Source organism: Caballeronia temeraria (assembly GCF_001544795.2).
GTDB classification, from domain to species: domain Bacteria; phylum Pseudomonadota; class Gammaproteobacteria; order Burkholderiales; family Burkholderiaceae; genus Caballeronia; species Caballeronia temeraria.
Genome location: NZ_FCOI02000002.1, coordinates 288,824 through 308,470 on the forward strand (window position 1 = coordinate 288,824; position 19,647 = coordinate 308,470).

Consider the following 19,647-nt stretch of genomic DNA (forward strand, 5'->3'; position numbering starts at 1 on the left):
ACGCGAGGACGCCATTCTTACACGGTCCGCACGTTCGTGCAGTGCGGAAAACCCGGGCGAAAGCCTTATATTTCGGGCGATTGCGCGTGCTTCACTGCAAAAAAATCATCATCTATCGGGACTTACCCTAGGGCGTGCGTTTTGCACTCAAGTATGTTGCCGAAAAGCAAAAATTTTCCCCATAGGAATGCCCTCAATGTGCGGATTTGGCGACAGTCTTCCGTTTTGTCTTAGCTTTTACTCGCGACATGCAACCGGCGGCGTGGTCGTTGACCATGCCGGTCGCCTGCATGAACGCGTAACAGATGGTCGTGCCGACGAACTTGCAGCCGTACTTTTTTAGCGCCTTGCTCAGTGCGTCGGATTCGGGTGTGGAAGCGGGCGTAGGGTTCTTTGTATCGCGCGGTGTGTCGATCGTCTTGCCGTCGACGAAGGACCAGACGAAATCCGCGAACGAGCCGTGTTCCTGCTGGATCTGCTGGACGGCGCGAGCATTGAGCACCGCCGATGCGATCTTCGCCCGGTTGCGAACGATGCGCGGGTCCAGCACGATCCGCTCGACGTCCTTCTCGGTGAAACGCGCCACCTTGTCGATGTCGAAGCCCGCGAAGAGCGCGCGATAGCCTTCGCGCTTGTTCAGAATGGTCGACCACGAAAGACCCGCCTGCGCGCCCTCCAGCACCAGCATTTCGAACAGATGCTGATCGTCGCGGGACGGCACGCCCCATTCTTCGTCGTGATACTGGATCATCGCCTCGGTCGTGGCCCAGGCGCAGCGGATGTGTTCGGTGTCTGCCATTGCGAGTCCTCATCATTTTTTCTGGATCGCGTCAGCATAGCGGAACGTCCGTGCCGCGCCATCTATGACGTTCGGCCGATTGGCGCGCGCCGCGGCCACCGGTAAGCTTGCGTCATGAACACATCTCCGATTTCTGCATTTGATGGCTTCCTGCTCGGCATCGACGGCGGCGGAAGCGGCACGCGCGTCATCCTCGCCGACGCGCACGGCAACGAACTGGCGCGCGCGAGCGGCGGGCCATCGGGTCTCGGGCTCGGCGTCGAGCGCGCGTGGCAATCGATCGGCGACGCGTGCCGGCGCGCCTTCGACGCATCCGCGCTGCCCTTCGACTGGCGCAACTGCGCGCTCGGCTGCGGGCTGGCGGGCGTGAACAACGCGGACTGGCTGACGGCGTTTCTCGCCGCAGCGCCGGACGTGCGCGGGTTGAGCGTCGAAAGCGATGCCTATACGACGGTGCTCGGTGCGCACGGCGGCGAGTCCGGCGTGATCGTCGCGCTCGGCACGGGCAGCATCGCGGCGTCGCTGGATGCGGCGGGCGTGTTCCGCATCGCGGGCGGCTACGGTTTTCCGAGCGGCGACGAAGCCAGCGGCGCATGGCTCGGCCTGCGCGCGGTCGTGCATCTTCAGCGTGTGCTCGACGGCCGCGCGCCGGAAGACGGCTGGTCGCGCACGCTGCTCGCCCAAACCGGCGCGACGGATCGCGACAGTCTCGTCGTCTGGCTCTGCGCCGCGAATCAGACCGCTTACGCGACGCTCGCGCCCACGGTGTTCGAGTTCCGCGATCATCCGGACGCGGCGCGTCTCCTGAACGACGCGGGGCAGGAAATCGCGAAGCTCGTCGCGGCGCTCGATCCTGCCGGCACATTGCCGGTCGCGCTGTGCGGCGGGCTTGCCGCGCCTTACGAGCCGTTCGTGCCGGCCGCCTTGCGCGAGCGCGTGCGCGCGCCGCGCGCGGATTCGGCGGCGGGCGCGCTCGAACTGGCGCGGCGGACGGCGTCCACGTTCGCGGCTGGGCGCACCCCGGCACGATAAAATACTGACCTTCGCGGAATCACAAAGGCAGTCATGTACTCGGTCATCGCCACTGATCTCGACGGGACGCTTCTGAACAGCGACCACCAGCTCGATCCCTTCACCGCCGAAACCGTGCGCACGCTTGCGGCGCGCGGCGTGCCCATCGTCATTGCGACGGGCCGGCATTATCGCGACGTCGCCGGCATTCGCGACCTGCTCGGCGTCGACGCCTATCTGATCACGTCCAACGGCGCGCGCGTGCATGCGCCCGGCGACGAGCGCATCTATTCGCGCGACCTCGATCCCGACGCCGTGCGCCGTCTGGTGCAGCCGGACATCGCGGGCAGCGAGCGCGTCATCGTGAACCTGTTCGCCGACGACGCCTGGCTCATCGACCGCCACGCGCCCGAATTGCTGGTCTTCCACCAGGATTCGGGCTTCAAGTACGACGTGATGGATTTGCGCGAGCATGACGGCGTGAACATCGCGAAAGTGCTGTATATCGGCGATCCGGCCGATCTGAAGGAAACCGCCGCGAATCTCGAACGCGAATTCGGCGATTCGCTTTACGTCACGTACTCGCTGCCGGATTGTCTGGAAGTGATGACGTCGGACGTGTCGAAGGGGCGCGCGCTGCGTTTCGTGCTGGAACGGCTCGATGTCGAAACGGCACAGTGCGTCGCGTTCGGCGACAACATGAACGACATCGACCTGCTGGAAACCGCCGGGCATCCGTTCATGATGAACAACGCCAACCCCGATCTCATGAAGCGTCTGCCGAACGTGCCGCGCGTCGGGAACAACTTCGAGGCGGGCGTCGCGCATCAACTGCGCAAGCTGTTCGGCATACGCGACGAACTGGCGTCGCCGGGACTGACGCCCGACTGAGCGTCCGTCATAGCGGGCCGCCGGCGCGTACGCCGGCGGCCCGTTTCACTTATCCGCGGTGGCCCCAGTTGTTGCCGTAGCCGTTGCCGTAGCCGCCGTGGTTCCAGCCCGCGCGGTTGTATCGGCCGTAATCGCGGTCGCCATGCCAGCGCGGCGCTTCATGGCGATAGTACGGCGCGCGATATACCGGGACCGCCGGACGCACATACACCGGAGCCGGCGCCACGTAGGCCGGCGCGCCGAGGTTGACGCCGATGTGCAGATCGCTGTGAGCCTGAGCCGCTCCGACTGCACCAATAGCCAGGCCGGTTGCGACGAGCATGTGGGTGACGATGCGCTTCATTGTGTTTCTCCTTTAAGGCGACGTGTGTCGCATGAGTCCAATTTAAGCGTCCGCCGTCTTACATGCTTCGAGGACTTGTTACGGGGTGCAAGGGCGGTGTAAGGGGTTCAGCAGCCTGGCCGGCGCATGCCGGATCGCCGAAAGCCTTATCCGGCGCGGCTTTCAGGCGGCGCCGCATTTCCGCAGACCAAACGGCACGGAAATTCATAAGCATGCTGCGTAATTCCGCATTACATTTGTCGCGCCTGTTTAATCTTTCGAACGCGCGTGCCGTGGCGTAAATACAAAAACGGGCGCATGTCGCGCCCGTTTTACTCACAGCCTGGAGACTTACTTCTGACGCGTCAGCGTCGGATAAAGCACGCCGGCGAGAATCGCACCGATGATCGGCGCAATCCAGAACAGCCACAGCTGATCGAGCGCCCAGCCGCCGACGAAGAACGCCTGGCTCGACGAGCGCGCCGGATTCACCGATGTGTTCGTGACCGGAATCGAGATCAGATGGATCAGCGTCAGGCACAGGCCGATCGCGAGCGGGGCGAAGCCCTTCGGCGCGCGGTCGTCGGTGGCGCCGAGGATCACGAAGAGGAAGAAGAAGGTCATCGCGATTTCGCAGATCAGGCCCGCGATCATCGAGAAATGACCCGGCGAGTGCTCACCGAAGCCGTTGGCGGCGAATCCGCTCGACGCGAAGTCGAAGCTCGGGTTGCCCGTCGCGATCAGGTAGATGATCCATGCGCCGAGCGTCGCGCCGATCACCTGTGCGGCGATGTACGGCACGAGGTCGCGCACCGGGAAGCGGCCCGCCGTCGCGAGACCGATGCTCACGGCCGGATTCAGGTGGCAGCCGGACACGTGGCCGATGGCGTAGGCCATGGTCAGCACGGTGAGACCGAACGCGAGCGCAACGCCCGCGAAGCCGATGCCGAGTTGGGGAAAGGCCGCGGCGAGCACGGCGCTTCCGCAGCCGCCCAGCACGAGCCAGAAAGTACCGAAAATTTCAGCGCCGAGACGCTTCGACAAATGCATGATTCTGCCTTCGTGAAAAGATGAAAAGCCGTTGATTTCAAACAAGAACGCATGGCGCGCTTTTGCGCAGCGCAGTTTAAGCGCGGTGTCTTTGGCGAACTGTCAAAAATGGTTGATCGGCTCTTAATCCACGGGCATTGGGTCGAAACTTCGGAATATTCCTTGCCTGCGTGTCACAAAATTGCGCGGGCGTCCGCGTTTATACGCGGGCGATGCGCAAAAAAATGCCGCCCGGCAAGCGGGCGGCATTTCAGGCAAATCGGATCAACTGGCGGCGATCAGCCCACCGCAACTTGACGCAGCACCGGGCGCTTTGCGGCCTGGAGCATCGCCGTGTAGCTGTCGACGTAGTTCTGCGCCATCGTCTGCGCGCTAAAGCGACGCTCGAACTGCGCGCGGATTTCCGTGCGCGACAGCTCGTCGAGACGTTGCAGCGCGCCGACCGCGCCTTGCACGTCTTCACAGATAAAGCCCGTCACGCCGTGATCGATCACTTCCGGCACCGAACCGCGATTGAACGCGATCACCGGCGTGCCGCAGGCCATCGCTTCGATCATCACCAGGCCGAACGGCTCGTTCCAGTCGATCGGGAACAGCAGGGCCTTTGCGCCCGACAGGAATTCCGGCTTCTGCGCCTCGTTGATCTCGCCGATGAACTCCACATGCGCCTGCGAAAGCAGCGGTTCGATCGTCGACTTGAAGTATTCCTGGTCGGCCTTGTCCACCTTGGCGGCGATCTTCAGCGGCAGACCGCTTTGCGCCGCGATCCTGATGGCCAGATCGGCGCGCTTTTCCGGGCAGATGCGGCCGAGGAACGCCAGATATTCCGGCTTCTTGTGCGGCTGCGGCGTGAGCAACTGACTCGGCAGACCGTGATAAACGGTGTTCAGCCAGTTCGCCTGCGGCAGCGGCCCGCGCTGGTTGTCCGAGATCGAAATCACATTCGCCTTCGTGAACGTGTTGAAGATCGGCTGGAGTTCCGGCAGATCGAGTCGGCCGTGCAGCGTCGTCACGAAAGGCGTGTCCATCTGCGTGAACAGCGGGAACGGCATGTAGTCGAGGTGGAAGTGCAACACGTCGAACTCGTGCGCGCGCTGGCGGACGGTTTCGAGCAACAGCATGTGCGGCGCAAGCGCGTCGCGCACGGTCGGGTCGAGGCGCAGCGCGCGCGGCCAGACCGATTCGAGCGTCGCCTTGGTTTGCGAATCGCCGCTCGCGAACAAGGTTACATCGTGGCCGAGCTCGACCAGCGCGTCCGTCAGATAGGACACGACGCGCTCGGTGCCGCCGTAAAACTTCGGAGGAACAGCTTCGTGCAACGGTGCAATTTGTGCGATTCGCATAACGTGACTCTCCATGTAGGTAAGGCATTGCAGTCACGCTCCGGTCGAGCGCTCAACGCATGCCATTCGGGCGGGCCGCGTGTGGTTGGACGCCGCCCGAGACAGGCCCGGAGATGAAAAAACATCGCGACCGGGTTATCCCTTACTTCTCATTATCGGGATCGAGAGCGGCATTTCACTTCATTTTTCAATCGCTTATCGTTGTTACAGCGCGAAACATGTGCTGTTACGAAGTCAGAAATTGCAGCGAAGAAGTCGATGTGTACGCATCCGAAGCATGCAACGCGCCGCGGGCTAGTTAAGCAATCCGCGAGCCCGCTCCGCTTAAGCGATCGCTGAAAAATTGCAGGCCGGCTATTAAGTCAGACGAATCCATGCCGATAACTCGATTCTGCCGATCGGCAATCAAAAGCGTCGTCGTGTAAGAAAAATTCCGACACGAATCTTCATGAAAATCCGTCGTCGCGTCGGAAGCTTTCTCCGACAGGCGCGGCCGCGGGCATCGGCGACAATCGAATCGACACCAGACAACGCGCGCGGGGCCGCATTCGCCTTTCTTTGCGAATTCGAGCAAACGTTCACCCGCCGGGCCTGACCAGCCACGTATCGATTCGGGGAAAAAGATGACGACCAGCCATACGAGTGCGCTCGCGGAAATCCGCGAGGTGAATCTGTCGTACTTGCTCCTCGCACAGCGGCTCCTTCAGGAAGACCGCGTTTCGGCGATGTATCGCCTCGGCCTGTCCGAGCCGGTCGCGCAGGTGCTGCTCTCGCTGACGCTCGCGCAGGCGGTGAAAGTGGCGTCGTCGAGCCATCTGCTGTGCCGTTTCCGTTTCGACGACCACGCGATCCTTTCCTCGCTCGCCGACAAGGACAAGAGCGCCGCGCTCGCGCACGCCCACGCGGCGATTCTGCTGGCCGACGGTCCCATCGAACAGATCGGCTGAAGGCGCGCGACAGTCAGATGGCGACGAAAAGCGTGGTCGCGGAAGTCCGCGAAATCACTTTGGCGATCGAGCTGATCGAACTGGGCGCGCGACTGCAATTGCTCGAAGCGGAAACGAGCCTGTCGCGCGACCGTCTCATCAAGCTCTACAAGGAACTGAAGGGTGCGTCGCCGCCCAAGGGCATGCTGCCGTTCTCGACCGACTGGTTCATGACGTGGCAGCCGAATATCCATTCGTCGCTATTTCACGGAATCTATCGTTTCATCGACGCGCACGGCGGCGCCGGCGGCACGCAGAGCACGATCCAGGCGATCGTGAAAAGTTACCGCCTCTATCTCGAGCACGCCGCGCTCTACGGCGACGAGCCCGTGCTGTCGCTCACGCGCGCTTGGACGCTCGTGCGCTACTTCGAATCCGGCATGTTGCAGACCAACGCCTGCACGCGCTGCGGCGGACGTTTCGTCGCGCATGCGTACGAGCTGCGCGCGGGCTATGTCTGCGGTCTGTGCCAGCCGCCTTCGCGCGCGGGCAAGACGCGCAAGGCCGGAGCGAGCGTGGGCGTGAGCGGCGAGGCGGGACAGTTCGCCGCCTGAACGCGGCTAGAAGTTGTCGTGGTACGACAGCCCGACGGTCATGCCGTGCGGCGTGCGCTGATACATGATCGCCCAGTGCGTGACGGATGCGCCGATCCACGCGCCGAGCGCATCGGCGGCGAGGTCTTTGTAGGAGAAGCCATCGGTGCGGCAGGTGCCGTCGACGATTTCCTTCGCCAGCCCCGGTACCGTGCCGAGCAGCGTGCCGTAGATGACCGGATGCTCCGAATCGCGCGTCACGTAAGCGCCCAGCGCACCGAACGGCGCCGACACGGCCATATGCGCGAGCTTGTCCGATCCCGTCCAGCTATCCGATGTCTGCATGCGCCAGCCGCCGCGCGAACCGCTGCAATCGAATGCCGCGTGCGCGAGCGAACTCGCGGTGAGTGTCAGCGCCAGCGCGCCGGCCTGTTTCATTGCCCTCGTCATTCTTCTCTCCGATTCCTCGCCGCCGCGTCTCTAAGACAAATCTGAACGCGTGTTCGCATTATCGGCAGAAAATGTGGATTTATGTCGGATTAATAAAAAATCCTTCTCGTCATGAGGGGATTGAGCGAATAAATATTGCTTCAAGGCAGCGATTTTCTCGAAAGCCGCCGTGGACCGGCAAAAGAAGCGCTTCTGAAGGCCCGCTCGACCGCCACCCCAAAGTTTTTCAGCACCGTGCCGTAAACCCACCTAACGGCGGTCTTACCGCATCAAAACGTGAGGACTCGACTGTGCTGATTTTCGTAGGATCGCTCGTGACATTGCTGTCCGTGTTCGGCGGTTACGCGCTCGAAGGCGGGCACCTTGGCGCGCTCATGCAGCCGGTCGAGATTCTGATGATCGCGGGCGCGGGTGTCGGCGCGTTCATCCTCGGCAACAACGTCAAGACCATCAAGGCGACCATCCAGGTTCTGCCGACGCTTTTCAAGGGCGCGAAGTACGACAAGAGCATGTACATGGAGCTGATGGGCCTGCTCTACGTGCTGCTCGCGAAGGCGCGCAAGGAAGGCACGCTCGCGCTCGAAGCGGATATCGAAGATCCGTCGAAGAGCCCGGTCTTCAGCCAGTACCCCAAGATTCTCGCGGACCATCACATCGTCGAATTTCTGACGGATTATCTGCGCCTCATGGTGAGTGGCAACATGAATGCGTTCGAGATCGAAAGCCTCATGGACGAGGAAATCGAGACGCATCACGTCGAAGGCGAAGCGCCCGCCCATGCACTCACCAAGGTCGGCGACGCGATGCCCGCGTTCGGCATCGTCGCGGCGGTGATGGGCGTCGTGCACACGATGGCCTCCGCCGATCAGCCGCCCGCGATTCTCGGCGAGATGATCGCGCAGGCGCTCGTCGGCACCTTCCTCGGCATTCTGCTTTCCTACGGCTTCATCGGGCCGCTCGCGAACGTCGCGGAACAGCGCGTGGCGGAGCAGACCAAGATGTTCCAGTGCATCAAGGTGACCATCCTCGCGAGCCTGAACGGCTACGCGCCCGCGATCGCGGTGGAGTTCGGCCGCAAGGTGCTGTTCTCGACGGAGCGCCCGTCGTTCTCCGAACTGGAAGAACACGTGCGCCGGGTCAAGTCGAAGTGACGTCCGCCTTAGCCGAGACACAGCGATGAGCAACGAAAACGATCGCCCGATCTTCATCAAGCGCATCGTCGCGGGCAAGAAAGGGCATCACGGCGGCGCGTGGAAGCTCGCCTACGCGGACTTCATGACCGCGATGATGGCGTTCTTCCTGCTGATGTGGCTGCTTTCGTCGACCTCGCCGGTGCAGCGGCGCGGCATCGCCGAGTATTTCAACATGCCGCTCAAGGCGGCGATGGTCGGCGGCAAGAGCGTCGGCATGGACAACAGCATCATCATGGGCGGCGGGCGGGACATCTCCAGCAGCGAGCCGGGCGCCGCGCGCAAGACCGACGGCAGCACGCAGCTCGCGCAGCGCGCATCGTCCAACAACGACGAGGAACTGCTCAAGGCCGCGCAAGGCGAGCTGGAACGCCGCGAGCAAGTGCGCCTGCACGATCTCCAGGTGAAGCTCATGGCCGCGATCGAAGCCAATCCGACGATGCGCCAGTTCAAGCAGCAGATCCGCATCGAGTCGACGCAGCAGGGCTTGCGCATCGAAATCGTCGATACCCAGAAGCGCCCGATGTTCGCGCTCTCCAGCGACGCCGTGCAGCCCTACATGCGCGACATCCTGCGCGAAATCGGCAGGACGCTGAACGGCGTGCCGAACCGCATCGTCGTGCAGGGTCACACCGACGCCGTGAAGTACGCCGGCGGCGACAAGGGCTACAGCAACTGGGAACTGTCGGCGGATCGCGCGAACGCGTCGCGGCGCGAACTGGTCGCGGGCGGCATGGACGAAGCGAAGGTGATGCGCGTGCTCGGGCTCGCATCGACGCAAAACCTGAACAAGAAAGATCCGCTCGATCCGGAGAACCGGCGCATCAGCGTGATCGTGCTCAACCGCAAGACGGAACTGTCGATGCTACGCGACGACGGTTCTCCGGGCGCGACGCTCGACAACGGCGCGGACCCGAACGGGACTCCGTCGACGGCGCTCGGCCAGCTTATTCCCGGCGTCGCGGCAAGACCCGCGGCGAACTGAGCAAATACCTCAAAAAGACGCTCAAGACTCGGCAGGTTTCGACCGTCATCAGGGCAAGAGACAAATATGATCAAGCACATTCTGGCAATCGACGATTCAGCCGCCATGCGGCAAATCCTCTCGGCGACGCTGGCGACGGCGGGTTACGAAGTGACCGTCGCGTCCGACGGCGACGAAGGCCTGGAGTGGGCGCTCGCGGAGCGCTTCGATCTCGTACTGACCGACCAGCATATGCCGGGCAGAAGCGGGCTCGACCTGATCGTGGCGCTGCGCGGCAACCCCGCCTACAAGGCGACGCCGATTCTCGTGCTGACGACCGAAGACGGCGAGCCGTTCAAGGACGCGGCACGCTCGGCGGGCGCGACGGGCTGGATCGAGAAGCCGCTCGATCCGGACCTGCTGACGGAACTGGTCGCCGCGCTCTCGGAAACGCACGAACAGCAAGAACGGCACTGAGCCGAACATCAACGGCATCGAACAGCATCCCTGCGGTGACTCAAGCATGACACTCGACATTACCCAGTTCTATCAAACCTTCTTCGACGAAGCAGACGAACTGCTCGCGCAGATGGAGCAACTGCTGCTCGTTCTGGACCTCGCGAATCCGGACCCGGAAGACCTTGCGGCGATCTTCCGCGCGGCGCATTCGATCAAGGGCGGCGCGGCGACCTTCGGCTTCACCGCGCTCACCGAAACGACGCACATCCTCGAATCGCTGCTGGACCGCGCGCGCAACAACGAGCTCGTCCTGCGCCGCGACATGATCGACACGTTCCTCGCGACGAAAGACGTGCTCTCGGATCAGCTCGCCGCTTATCGCGCGAGCGCCGAGCCGGATGCGGCCGCCGCCGCCGCGATCTGCGCGAAGCTCGAACGCCTGAAGAACGAGCAGGCCGAAGGCGGCCAGCCGAACAACATCGAGCCGCCCGCGCTGCCGGGCGGCGCCGTCGAAGCGCCGGCCGCGATCGTCGCGCCCGCCTACGAAGGCCCGAACGCACCGCCCGCGCACGTGATCGCGCAGGCGATGGACGCCATCGAAGACGACGGCAACTGGGACGGCGCGTTCGAACTCGCCGATGGATCGAACGCAGGAACAGCGCATGCGGGAACCGCTGCCGCCGCGACGCCGGGACACACCGGCGCGCCGGTCGCGGAAGTTGGACCCCACCTGAAAATTACGCTACGGGGGGTGGGCGAGAAGGACCTGGCGACTCTGATCGAGGAGCTGGGGAACCTGGGAAGCATCGTCGGGGAAAAAAAGACGGACGCCGAGTACGTGGTATGGCTCGACTCGGACGTCCCGGCCGACGATATCGTTGCCGTGTGCTGCTTCGTGATCGATGAAACGCAGATCACGATCGGCCGTGGCGACGCTGCGGCGCAATCCGCCGATGCACAGCCGGAGCACCTGGAAGCACCGGCGGCGCGGACTGCGCAACCCATGCAACACGAAGAGCCGAAGCAATCGCAGGCGCACGCGGCGCCCGCATCCGTGGCAGGCAAGGACGCAGTAAAAGACGCAGCAAAAGAAGAAGCGGCGACGGCGGCGGGTTCGAAAGACCCGTCCGCCGCTCAGCCGGCAAAGTCCGCATCGGGCGACGCCGACAAGAAAGCGCGCCCGCAAGCGGCGGCATCGGCGGAAGGCAGCTCGATTCGCGTCGGCGTGGAGAAGGTCGATCAGCTCATCAATCTGGTGGGCGAACTCGTCATCACGCAGGCGATGCTCGCGGAAACCACGAGCACGTTCGACCCCGCATTGCACGACCGCCTTTTCAACGGCATGGGGCAGCTGGAGCGCAACGCGCGCGACCTGCAAGAGGCCGTCATGTCCATCCGCATGATGCCGATGGATTACGTTTTCAGCCGCTTCCCGCGCCTCGTGCGCGACATTGCCGGCAAGCTCGGCAAGGAAGTGGAACTCGTCACGTTCGGTCAGGCGACCGAGCTCGACAAGAGCCTGATCGAGCGCATCATCGATCCGCTCACGCACCTCGTGCGCAATTCGCTCGATCACGGCATCGAAACCGTGGAAGCGCGCCGCGCGGCGGGCAAGGCGGCGACCGGCCAGCTCGTGCTGTCGGCGGCGCATCACGGCGGCAACATCGTGATCGAAGTGAGCGACGACGGCGCGGGCCTGCGCCGCGACAAGATTCTCGCGAAGGCGCAGAAGCAGGGCATGCAGGTGTCCGAATCGATGACCGACGAAGAAGTCTGGCAACTCATCTTCATGCCGGGCTTCTCGACCGCCGAACAGGTCACCGATATTTCCGGCCGCGGCGTCGGCATGGACGTGGTGAAGCGCAACATCCAGTCGATGGGCGGCCACGTCGAAATCATGTCGCGCCAGGGCGCGGGCACCACGACGAAGATCGTGCTGCCGCTCACGCTCGCGATCCTCGACGGCATGTCGGTGAAGGTCGGCAACGAGATCTTCATTCTGCCGCTCAACTTCGTGATGGAGTCGCTGCAACCCGTGGCCGACGACATCTACACGGTCGCGAACGGCGAGCGCGTCGTGCGTGTGCGCGGTGAATATCTGCCGCTCGTCGCGCTGCATCGCGTGTTCGATGTCGAAGGCGCGCGCACCGAGCCGACGCAAGGCATCGTCACGATCATGCAGACGGAAGGCCGCCGCTTCGCGATGTTGATCGACGAGCTCGTCGGCCAGCAGCAAGTGGTCGTGAAGAACCTCGAAACGAATTACCGCAAGGTGCACGGCATTTCCGCCGCGACGATTCTCGGCGACGGCAGCGTCGCGCTGATCGTCGACGTGGCCGCGCTCAATCGCGAATCGCGCGCACAGCACGGCGCGCACGCTCACTAATACCGAAGGAGTTTTTCATGGCAGACGTTCAATCGATTCACACCGCCGCGCCTTCGCGACGTGACACGCAAAACGCCGAGGCGGCCGGACAGGAATTTCTCGTGTTCACGCTCGGCGCCGAGGAATACGGCATCGACATCCTGAAGGTGCAGGAGATTCGCGGCTACGACAACGTGACGCGCATCGCGAATGCGCCCGGCTTCATCAAGGGCGTGATCAATCTGCGCGGCATCATCGTGCCGATCGTCGATATGCGCATCAAGTTCAATCTGGGCCGCGTCGAGTACGACAACCAGACGGTCGTGATCATCCTGAACGTCGCGCATCGCGTGGTCGGCATGGTGGTCGACGGCGTGTCGGACGTGCTCACGCTCACGCAGGAGCAAGTGATGCCCGCGCCGGAATTCGGCGGCACGCTCGCAACCGAATATCTGACGGGCCTCGGCACCGTGGATGGCCGCATGCTGATTCTGATGGACATCGAGAAGCTCATGACGAGCCGCGAGATGGAACTGATCGATTCCGTCGGCGCATAAAACGTAATCAGAAACGCAGGAAGAAGCCATGCTGAAGAAGTTGTCGATCCGCACGACGCTCACGCTCGTCGGTCTGTTGTTCGTTGGATGCGCGGCGCTGATCGGCGGGCTCGCGCTCGTCGGGCTCAACTCGGCCGGTGCGTCGCTCACGTCGCTCGCGCAGGAAGACATGGTCGCGATGCGCGCGCTCTCCGAAACGTCGTCGTATCTGCTGCGCTCGCGCGTGACGCTCGACCGCGTGCGCTCGCTCACCGAAGCGGGCAGCACGGACGAAGCGAAGAAGGCGATCGATCGCGGCCAGTATCTGCTCGACAAGAGCAACGAGAACTGGAAGCTCTATCTCGACACGCCGAAGCCGATGATGCCGAAGGACACGCTCGACGCGCTCGTCGCTCAGCGTGACGCGCTCGTGAAAACCGGCGTGGAGCCGGAGTTCGCCGCGATCCGCGCGAACGACCTGGCCGGGTATCACGCGATCGCCGACACGAAGATCAGCCCGATGTTCGTCTCGTTCGATCAGGCCGTGACCGCTGCCGTCTCGGCGCATCAGGCGCACGCGGAGAGTTCGCGCGCCGGCACGTCGTCGCATATCGCGGCGCTCAACATGACGATCGGCGCGGTGCTCGTGCTGGCGGTGCTGATGCTCATCGGCACGCGCATGGCGCTCTCGAGCCTGATCGTGAAGCCGATCAACGATGCCGTCGATCACTTCGACCGCATCTCGCGCGGCGATCTCACGCAGAGCGCGCACAGCGACAGCGGCAATGAAATCGGGCGCCTGTTCGCGGGCATCGAACGCATGCGCGGCAATCTGACGGCGATGGTCGGCGCGGTGCATCGCGGCGCCGAATCGATCGATGTCGGCGCGCATGAAATCGCGAGCGGCAACACGGATCTGTCGCAGCGCACGGAAGAGCAGGCGGCGTCGTTGCAGGAAACGGCGTCGAGCATGGAAGAGCTGACGAGCACCGTGAAGCAGAACGCCGACAACGCGCGCCAGGCGAGCCAGCTCGCGGTGAACGCGTCGGATATCGCGTCGCGCGGCGGCGAAGTGGTCGAGCAGGTCGTCGAGACGATGCACGCGATTGCATCCAGCTCGAACAAGGTCGTCGACATCATCGGCGTGATCGAAGGCATCGCGTTCCAGACCAACATTCTCGCGCTGAACGCGGCTGTCGAAGCGGCGCGCGCGGGCGAGGAAGGCCGCGGCTTCGCGGTGGTCGCGGGCGAAGTGCGCTCGCTTGCGCAACGCAGCGCGGCGGCGGCGAAGGAAATCAAGACGCTGATCGGCGATTCGGCCGCGAAGGTCGACAGCGGCACGGATCTCGTCGCGCGCGCCGGTCAGACGATGGGCGAGATCGTGCAGGCGGTGCGTCGCGTGACCGACATCATGGGCGAGATCAGCGCGGCCTCGGAAGAGCAGTCGGACGGCATCGAGCAGGTCAATCGCGCCGTCACGCAGATGGACAGCGTGACGCAGCAGAACGCCGCGCTCGTCGAAGAGGCGGCGGCGGCTGCAGCCTCGCTCGAAGAGCAGACGCGCCAGCTGAAGGGCGTGGTCGCGCAATGGCGCGTGCAAGGCGCTGTCGCGGCGCCGGTGCGCACGAGCGCATCGACGGCTGCGTCGCGTCTTTCGCCGGCGGCGCGTGTCGAGCCTTCGACGTCCGCGCCTGCATCGAAAGCGAAGTCCGCCGGGACGCCAAAAGTTGCGCCGGAAGCGGCCGTTAATAAGGACACAGCGAAGGACACAGCGAAGGAAGCAGCGAAGGAAGCAGCGAAGCCCGCAGTCAAGCCGGCGAGCGTCGTGAAACCCGCTGCCGCGCCGCGCGTCAAGGCGACGACCGCCGACGACGGCGACTGGGAAACCTTTTAACGCAAACGCAACGGAAACGGCCATGCAGGCATCGCGCATCACGATCGACACGCAGGAAAAGCGCGCGTCCGCATGGTCCACACCTGCATCGCAAGCCGCGAGCGCGACGATGTCGCCAAGGAAGCACGAAACATCATGATGGCAACGCGCAACGCACGCGTCGACTCGCCCGCCTCTGTGCGCGGCACGGAAGTCGAGCGCGATTTCGAATTCACCCCGGCGGACTTCGCCCGCATTCGCGAGCTGATTCATCGCCGCGCGGGCATCTCGCTGTCGGACCATAAACGCGACATGGCGTACAGCCGCCTCGCGCGACGTCTGCGCGCCTGCGGCATCGATACGTTCAAGCAGTATCTCGACCGTCTCGAAACCCACGACGACAACGCCGAATGGGAAGCGTTCGTCAACGCGCTGACCACGAACCTCACGGCGTTTTTCCGCGAGTCGCATCACTTCCCGATTCTCGCGGAGTTCGTGAAGCGCCGGCAGCAGCCGTTCTCGGTGTGGTGCTCGGCGGCATCGACGGGCGAGGAGCCGTATTCCATCGCGATGACGCTCATCGAAGCGCTCGGCGAGCACACGGCGCGGCAGTGCACGGTGTTCGCGAGCGACATCGACAGTCAGGTGCTCGCGAAAGCCGAAGCGGGCGTGTATTCGCTCGATCAGGTGAAGGCGCTGCCCGTCGAGCGTCTCAAGCGCTTCTTTTTGAAGGGCACGGGCTCGCACGCGGGCCTCGTGAAGGTGCGCCCCGAATTGCGCGCGATGGTGAACTTCGGCCGCGTGAATCTGACCGACGCGCGCTACGACATCAAAGGTCCGTTCGACGCGATCTTCTGCCGCAACGTGATGATCTACTTCGACAAGCCGACGCAAGGGCAAGTGCTCTCGCGCTTCGAGCCGCTGATGAAGCCGGGCGCGCTGCTGTTCGCGGGGCATTCGGAAAACTTCACGTATGTGTCGCAGGCGTTCAGGCTGCGCGGCCAGACCGTGTACGAACTCGCGCGCGACACGAAGGTCGCGAGCGGTTCGAAGCGCGCGCTCGCGGGAGAGCCGGCATGAGCGGACTGCCGATGGCGTCAAACCTCTATTTCGACAATCACTTCAAGAAGCAGGGCGTGAAGCTCCTGCCGAACGAGTTCTACATGACGAGCGAAGACATGGTGCTCGTCACCGTGCTTGGCTCGTGCGTGGCGGCGTGCATCAACGATCGCACGGCGGGCATCGGCGGAATGAATCATTTCATGCTGCCCGATGACGGTTCCGATGCCTCGCACGCATCGTCCGATTCGATGCGCTACGGCGCCTACGCGATGGAAGTGCTCATCAACGAGCTCATCAAGCGCGGCGGACGGCGCGAGCGCTTCGAAGCGAAGGTGTTCGGCGGCGGCGCGGTGCTCGCGGGCATGACGACGATCAACATCGGCGATCGCAATTCGGAGTTCGTGCGGCGTTATCTCGCGCTGGAGAAGATTCGCATCGTCGCGGAGGATTTGCAGGGCGCGCATCCGCGCAAGGTCGCGTTCATGCCGCGTTCGGGCCAGGTGATGGTCAAGAAGCTGAAGACGCAGCACGATCCGGTCGTCGTCGAACGCGAGCAGGCGCTCGTGCAGCGCACGCCGGAAGAGCGCGCGGAACGGCTCGCGAAGGCGCGTGCGCGCGTCGAACTGTTTCAGTCGAATGCGGCGGGCGCGAAACCGCGCGTGGAGTTGTTCACGACGAACACGCCAGCGGCGAGCGTGAAGCGCCCGCGCGTGGAACTGTTCACGTCGCGTCCGAAGACCGTGGAGGAAGCATGAACACAGCGCAAAAGATCAAAGTGCTGTGCGTCGACGATTCGGCGCTCGTGCGCAGTCTGATGACCGAGATCATCAACTCGCAGCCCGACATGCACGTGTGCGCGACCGCGCCCGATCCGCTCGTCGCGCGCGAACTCATCAAGCTGCATAACCCGGACGTGCTCACGCTCGACGTCGAAATGCCGCGCATGGACGGCCTCGACTTTCTCGAGAAGCTGATGCGTCTGCGGCCGATGCCGGTCGTGATGGTGTCGTCGCTGACCGAGCGCGGCAATGAAATCACGCTGCGCGCGCTGGAACTCGGCGCGGTCGATTTCGTCACGAAGCCAAAGGTCGGCATTCGCGACGGCATGCTCGACTACGCGGAAAAGCTCGCCGACAAGGTGCGCGCGGCATCGCGGGCGCGCGTCAAGCAGACGACGCACGTGGCGAGCGCACCGGCGAACGCGGCGGCGCACAAGCCCGCGCCGCATTTCAACAATCCGCTCGTGTCGACGGAAAAGCTCGTGATCGTCGGCGCATCGACGGGCGGCACCGAAGCGATCCGCGAAGTGCTCGTGCCGCTGCCGCCCGATGCGCCCGCGGTGCTCATCGCGCAGCACATGCCGCCGGGCTTCACGAAGTCGTTCGCGCAGCGCCTGAACGGGCTGTGCCGCATCACCGTGAAGGAAGCGGAGCACGGCGAGCGCGTGCTGCCGGGCCACGCGTATATCGCGCCGGGCCACGCGCATCTGGTGCTCGCGAGAAGCGGCGCGAACTATGTCGCGCATCTGTCGGATGCGCCGCCGGTGAACCGGCATCGGCCGTCCGTCGACGTGCTGTTCCGCTCGGCGGCGCAGCATGCGGGCAAGAACGCGATCGGCGTGATCCTGACCGGCATGGGCCGCGACGGCGCCGCCGGTCTTCTGGACATGCAGCAGGCGGGCGCTTACACGCTCGCACAGGACGAAGCGAGTTGCGTGGTGTTCGGCATGCCGCGCGAAGCGATTGCAATGGGCGGCGCGAGCGAAATCGCGCCGCTCTCTGAAATGAGCCGGCGCGTGATGGCGCGGCTTGCCTCGATGGGCGAACGCGTACAGCGCGTCTGAACTTTCTGGATTACGCGGCGCTGCCGCATTGAGAACTCAAGGGAGTAGTGATGGACAAGAACATGAAGATCCTCGTCGTCGACGATTTTCCGACGATGCGCCGTATCGTGCGCAACCTGCTCAAGGAGCTGGGCTACGGCAACGTCGACGAAGCCGAAGACGGCGCGGCGGGCCTCGCGCGTCTGCGCGGCGGCGGTTTCGACTTCGTGATCACCGACTGGAACATGCCGAACCTCGACGGCCTGTCGATGCTGCAGCAGATCCGCGCGGACGCGACGCTCGCGCATCTGCCGGTGCTGATGGTGACGGCGGAATCGAAGAAGGAGAACATCATCGCGGCGGCGCAAGCGGGCGCGAACGGTTACGTGGTGAAGCCTTTCACGGCCGCCACGCTCGACGAGAAGCTCACCAAGATTCTCGAGAAGATGGCCAAAACGGGGAGCTGATCGTGAACGATCTGACCACAGAATTCGCAGCCGCGGTCGCCGCCGTTGCCGATGCCGAGGGCGATCCGTCGAGCGACCGCATTCTCGCGCGCATCGGGCAACTGACGCGCACGCTGCGCGACTCGATGCGCGAGCTCGGCCTCGACAAGCAGGTCGAAGCCGCCGCGCAAGCCGTGCCCGATGCCCGCGACCGCCTGAAGTACGTCGCGACGATGACCGAGCAGGCCGCCGAGCGCGCGCTCAACGCGATCGAACTCGCCAAGCCGGTGCAGGAATCGATGCAAACCGAGGCGCAGGCACTCGATGCGCGCTGGGCGAAATGGTACGACGCGCCGCTCGCGCAGGCCGAGGCGGGCGAATTGCTCGCGCAGACGCGCACGTTCCTGCAAAGCGTGCCCGAGCGGACGCAGGCGACCAATGCGCAATTGCTGGAAATCATGCTCGCGCAGGATTTTCAGGATCTGACCGGCCAGGTGATCAAGAAGATCACGGACGTCGTGTATCTGATCGAGCAGCAATTGCTCGGCGTGCTGCTCGAAAACATCGCGCCGGAGCGGCGTGAGCAGTTCGCGGCATCGGCTGCGGCGCTGATGTCGTCGTCGCTGTCGTCGTCGACGGGCAGTCCGGAAGGCCTGCTCAACGGTCCGCAGATCAATCCGGAAGGACGCAGCGACGTCGTGCAGGATCAGTCGCAAGTGGACGATCTGCTCGCCAGTCTCGGCTTCTGAGCCTTCTTCCGAGCCTTTGTAAGCATCCGTCATTTCGACGTACTCAGCGTTGCACCGACACGCGAAGCGCATACCATTGTGCTTCGCGTTTTTCTTTGTGTGCGCTTCCGAACGTTAGGACTATTCCCCGCGGCTGGCATACTGATGATATTCGCGCTCAAAAAAATTAGGGCGAAATGCGGTGGCGCATCTGTCACTCAATCGTCAAGAACCGGCCGCGAGCGAAGGCACGCAGCCGGCGGATTACCGAAAGGAGGCCCAGTGAAGGCACCGAAGCAACCCCGTCATGGGCATCTTGTAAGCGCGTTGGCGATCGTCGCCGGCGCGTTGGGCTGCGCGGCCGCGCCCGCGTACGCCGTGCTCGGCGGCCAGCCGATGACCGCGCCGGAAGGCGCCAGCTCGACGACGTCCACGAACTCGGTCGCGCATGCGGCTGTGGCAAGCGGCGCATCGTCGGCGTCGGCATCGAACTACACCGTTCGCTCGACCGTGCTCGCGAGCGGAACCGTCGTGAATGAATATCTGTCCACGGAAGGCGTCGTCTTCGGCATCGCGTGGCACGGACCGCGCGTGCCGGATCTCTCGAGCCTGCTCGGCAGCTACTTCCCGCAATATCAGCAGGGCCTGAAGGCGCAGCGCGCCGCGCGCGGCGGCCGCGGGCCGGTGAGCGTGCAGGGCTCCGGACTCGTCGTGGATTCGGGCGGTCACATGGGCGCGTTTGCAGGCAGCGCATATCTGCCGCAATCCTTGCCCGCCGGCGTATCCGCCAGCGACATCCAGTAAGCGACGGGAGACT

Annotated in this window: 21 protein-coding genes; 16 read left to right on the top strand and 5 right to left on the bottom strand. The window is 63.9% G+C overall.

What is annotated here, in order from left to right; translation table 11 throughout:
* Positions 1 to 193 precede the first annotated feature (193 nt).
* Positions 194 to 799 carry a DNA-3-methyladenine glycosylase I gene (locus AWB76_RS03815; RefSeq protein ID WP_061158778.1) on the bottom strand — a complete coding sequence of 202 codons (606 nt, stop codon included), beginning with the start codon at positions 797 to 799 and terminating at the stop codon, positions 194 to 196.
* A gap of 114 nt (positions 800 to 913) precedes the next feature.
* Between AWB76_RS03815 and AWB76_RS03820 the strand changes: the two genes are divergently transcribed.
* Positions 914 to 1,831 carry a glucosamine kinase nucleotide-binding domain-containing protein gene (locus AWB76_RS03820; RefSeq protein WP_061158779.1) on the top strand — a complete coding sequence of 306 codons (918 nt, stop codon included), beginning with the start codon at positions 914 to 916 and terminating at the stop codon, positions 1,829 to 1,831.
* Positions 1,832 to 1,864: 33 nt separating this feature from the next.
* Positions 1,865 to 2,701, top strand: coding sequence for a Cof-type HAD-IIB family hydrolase (locus tag AWB76_RS03825; protein WP_061158780.1), 837 nt, complete (start codon positions 1,865 to 1,867; stop codon positions 2,699 to 2,701).
* 49 nt (positions 2,702 to 2,750) lie between these two features.
* Here the strand turns inward: AWB76_RS03825 and AWB76_RS03830 are convergent, their stop codons facing one another.
* The 3 genes from AWB76_RS03830 to AWB76_RS03840 form a co-directional block, all read right to left on the bottom strand.
* Positions 2,751 to 3,044, bottom strand: a complete 294-nt coding sequence (locus AWB76_RS03830; RefSeq protein WP_061158781.1) for a hypothetical protein — start codon at positions 3,042 to 3,044, stop codon at positions 2,751 to 2,753.
* Between the two features lie 330 nt (positions 3,045 to 3,374).
* Positions 3,375 to 4,073, bottom strand: coding sequence for an aquaporin Z (gene aqpZ, locus AWB76_RS03835; RefSeq protein WP_061158782.1), 699 nt, complete (start codon positions 4,071 to 4,073; stop codon positions 3,375 to 3,377).
* Between the two features lie 278 nt (positions 4,074 to 4,351).
* Positions 4,352 to 5,416, bottom strand: a complete 1,065-nt coding sequence (locus tag AWB76_RS03840; protein ID WP_061158783.1) for a glycosyltransferase family 4 protein — start codon at positions 5,414 to 5,416, stop codon at positions 4,352 to 4,354.
* A gap of 623 nt (positions 5,417 to 6,039) precedes the next feature.
* On the opposite strand from AWB76_RS03840, the gene flhD reads away from it, so the two are divergent.
* Together flhD and flhC are read left to right on the top strand one after the other, a co-directional pair.
* The gene (gene flhD, locus AWB76_RS03845) at positions 6,040 to 6,363 is read left to right on the top strand and encodes a flagellar transcriptional regulator FlhD (RefSeq protein WP_061158784.1); all 324 of its coding nucleotides are present in this window, start codon (positions 6,040 to 6,042) and stop codon (positions 6,361 to 6,363) included.
* Positions 6,364 to 6,380: 17 nt separating this feature from the next.
* The gene (gene flhC, locus AWB76_RS03850) at positions 6,381 to 6,956 is read left to right on the top strand and encodes a flagellar transcriptional regulator FlhC (RefSeq protein WP_061158785.1); all 576 of its coding nucleotides are present in this window, start codon (positions 6,381 to 6,383) and stop codon (positions 6,954 to 6,956) included.
* Positions 6,957 to 6,962: 6 nt separating this feature from the next.
* Here flhC and AWB76_RS03855 read toward each other — a convergent pair whose 3' ends face one another.
* The gene (locus tag AWB76_RS03855) at positions 6,963 to 7,385 is read right to left on the bottom strand and encodes a YfiM family lipoprotein (protein WP_061158786.1); all 423 of its coding nucleotides are present in this window, start codon (positions 7,383 to 7,385) and stop codon (positions 6,963 to 6,965) included.
* Positions 7,386 to 7,675: 290 nt separating this feature from the next.
* Here AWB76_RS03855 and motA point away from each other — a divergent pair, with 290 nt between their 5' ends.
* The 12 genes from motA (at position 7,676) to AWB76_RS03915 (ending at position 19,634) form a co-directional block, all read left to right on the top strand.
* Positions 7,676 to 8,536, top strand: coding sequence for a flagellar motor stator protein MotA (gene motA, locus AWB76_RS03860; RefSeq protein WP_061158787.1), 861 nt, complete (start codon positions 7,676 to 7,678; stop codon positions 8,534 to 8,536).
* A 25-nt stretch (positions 8,537 to 8,561) separates the two neighbouring features.
* Positions 8,562 to 9,560 carry a flagellar motor protein MotB gene (gene motB, locus AWB76_RS03865; RefSeq protein ID WP_061158788.1) on the top strand — a complete coding sequence of 333 codons (999 nt, stop codon included), beginning with the start codon at positions 8,562 to 8,564 and terminating at the stop codon, positions 9,558 to 9,560.
* Positions 9,561 to 9,626: 66 nt separating this feature from the next.
* Positions 9,627 to 10,016, top strand: a complete 390-nt coding sequence (locus AWB76_RS03870) for a response regulator (RefSeq protein WP_061158789.1) — start codon at positions 9,627 to 9,629, stop codon at positions 10,014 to 10,016.
* A gap of 46 nt (positions 10,017 to 10,062) precedes the next feature.
* Positions 10,063 to 12,384 (top strand): chemotaxis protein CheA, encoded by a 2,322-nt coding sequence (cheA, locus tag AWB76_RS03875; RefSeq protein ID WP_061158790.1) that lies wholly within the window; start codon positions 10,063 to 10,065, stop codon positions 12,382 to 12,384.
* A gap of 17 nt (positions 12,385 to 12,401) precedes the next feature.
* Positions 12,402 to 12,920 (top strand): chemotaxis protein CheW, encoded by a 519-nt coding sequence (gene cheW / locus AWB76_RS03880; RefSeq protein WP_061158791.1) that lies wholly within the window; start codon positions 12,402 to 12,404, stop codon positions 12,918 to 12,920.
* A gap of 28 nt (positions 12,921 to 12,948) precedes the next feature.
* A complete protein-coding gene (locus AWB76_RS03885; RefSeq protein WP_061158792.1) occupies positions 12,949 to 14,793 on the top strand; it encodes a methyl-accepting chemotaxis protein in 1,845 nt (614 codons plus the stop codon).
* A 135-nt stretch (positions 14,794 to 14,928) separates the two neighbouring features.
* Positions 14,929 to 15,852, top strand: a complete 924-nt coding sequence (locus AWB76_RS03890) for a CheR family methyltransferase (protein ID WP_061159011.1) — start codon at positions 14,929 to 14,931, stop codon at positions 15,850 to 15,852.
* Entirely contained in the window at positions 15,849 to 16,589 is a 741-nt protein-coding gene (cheD, locus tag AWB76_RS03895; protein WP_061158793.1) for a chemoreceptor glutamine deamidase CheD, read from the top strand. The genes AWB76_RS03890 and cheD overlap by 4 nt, the downstream gene beginning before the upstream one ends.
* On the top strand, positions 16,586 to 17,677 hold the full coding sequence (locus AWB76_RS03900; protein WP_061158794.1) for a protein-glutamate methylesterase/protein-glutamine glutaminase: 1,092 nt from the start codon (positions 16,586 to 16,588) through the stop codon (positions 17,675 to 17,677). The genes cheD and AWB76_RS03900 overlap by 4 nt, the downstream gene beginning before the upstream one ends.
* 50 nt (positions 17,678 to 17,727) lie before the next feature.
* Positions 17,728 to 18,123: a chemotaxis response regulator CheY gene (cheY, locus tag AWB76_RS03905; RefSeq protein ID WP_061158795.1), complete on the top strand. Its 396-nt coding sequence runs from the start codon at positions 17,728 to 17,730 to the stop codon at positions 18,121 to 18,123.
* A gap of 2 nt (positions 18,124 to 18,125) precedes the next feature.
* Positions 18,126 to 18,851 (top strand): protein phosphatase CheZ, encoded by a 726-nt coding sequence (gene cheZ, locus AWB76_RS03910; protein ID WP_061158796.1) that lies wholly within the window; start codon positions 18,126 to 18,128, stop codon positions 18,849 to 18,851.
* A gap of 261 nt (positions 18,852 to 19,112) precedes the next feature.
* Positions 19,113 to 19,634, top strand: a complete 522-nt coding sequence (locus tag AWB76_RS03915) for a DUF2844 domain-containing protein (protein WP_061158797.1) — start codon at positions 19,113 to 19,115, stop codon at positions 19,632 to 19,634.
* The last annotated feature ends 13 nt before the right edge of the window (positions 19,635 to 19,647 follow it).

Bases quoted from the DNA above. Each gene is read 5' to 3' on its own strand.
- cheA (WP_061158790.1), top strand. From the start codon at position 10,063: ATGACACTCGACATTACCCAGTTCTATCAAACCTTCTTCGACGAAGCA.
- cheY (WP_061158795.1), top strand. From the start codon at position 17,728: ATGGACAAGAACATGAAGATCCTCGTCGTCGACGATTTTCCGACGATG.
- AWB76_RS03840 (WP_061158783.1), bottom strand. From the start codon at position 5,416: ATGCGAATCGCACAAATTGCACCGTTGCACGAAGCTGTTCCTCCGAAG.
- AWB76_RS03855 (WP_061158786.1), bottom strand. From the start codon at position 7,385: ATGACGAGGGCAATGAAACAGGCCGGCGCGCTGGCGCTGACACTCACC.
- flhC (WP_061158785.1), top strand. From the start codon at position 6,381: ATGGCGACGAAAAGCGTGGTCGCGGAAGTCCGCGAAATCACTTTGGCG.
- AWB76_RS03885 (WP_061158792.1), top strand. From the start codon at position 12,949: ATGCTGAAGAAGTTGTCGATCCGCACGACGCTCACGCTCGTCGGTCTG.
- AWB76_RS03830 (WP_061158781.1), bottom strand. From the start codon at position 3,044: ATGAAGCGCATCGTCACCCACATGCTCGTCGCAACCGGCCTGGCTATT.
- AWB76_RS03890 (WP_061159011.1), top strand. From the start codon at position 14,929: ATGATGGCAACGCGCAACGCACGCGTCGACTCGCCCGCCTCTGTGCGC.
- AWB76_RS03900 (WP_061158794.1), top strand. From the start codon at position 16,586: ATGAACACAGCGCAAAAGATCAAAGTGCTGTGCGTCGACGATTCGGCG.
- motB (WP_061158788.1), top strand. From the start codon at position 8,562: ATGAGCAACGAAAACGATCGCCCGATCTTCATCAAGCGCATCGTCGCG.
- AWB76_RS03870 (WP_061158789.1), top strand. From the start codon at position 9,627: ATGATCAAGCACATTCTGGCAATCGACGATTCAGCCGCCATGCGGCAA.
- flhD (WP_061158784.1), top strand. From the start codon at position 6,040: ATGACGACCAGCCATACGAGTGCGCTCGCGGAAATCCGCGAGGTGAAT.
- cheW (WP_061158791.1), top strand. From the start codon at position 12,402: ATGGCAGACGTTCAATCGATTCACACCGCCGCGCCTTCGCGACGTGAC.
- AWB76_RS03815 (WP_061158778.1), bottom strand. From the start codon at position 799: ATGGCAGACACCGAACACATCCGCTGCGCCTGGGCCACGACCGAGGCG.
- AWB76_RS03820 (WP_061158779.1), top strand. From the start codon at position 914: ATGAACACATCTCCGATTTCTGCATTTGATGGCTTCCTGCTCGGCATC.
- AWB76_RS03825 (WP_061158780.1), top strand. From the start codon at position 1,865: ATGTACTCGGTCATCGCCACTGATCTCGACGGGACGCTTCTGAACAGC.
- aqpZ (WP_061158782.1), bottom strand. From the start codon at position 4,073: ATGCATTTGTCGAAGCGTCTCGGCGCTGAAATTTTCGGTACTTTCTGG.
- cheD (WP_061158793.1), top strand. From the start codon at position 15,849: ATGAGCGGACTGCCGATGGCGTCAAACCTCTATTTCGACAATCACTTC.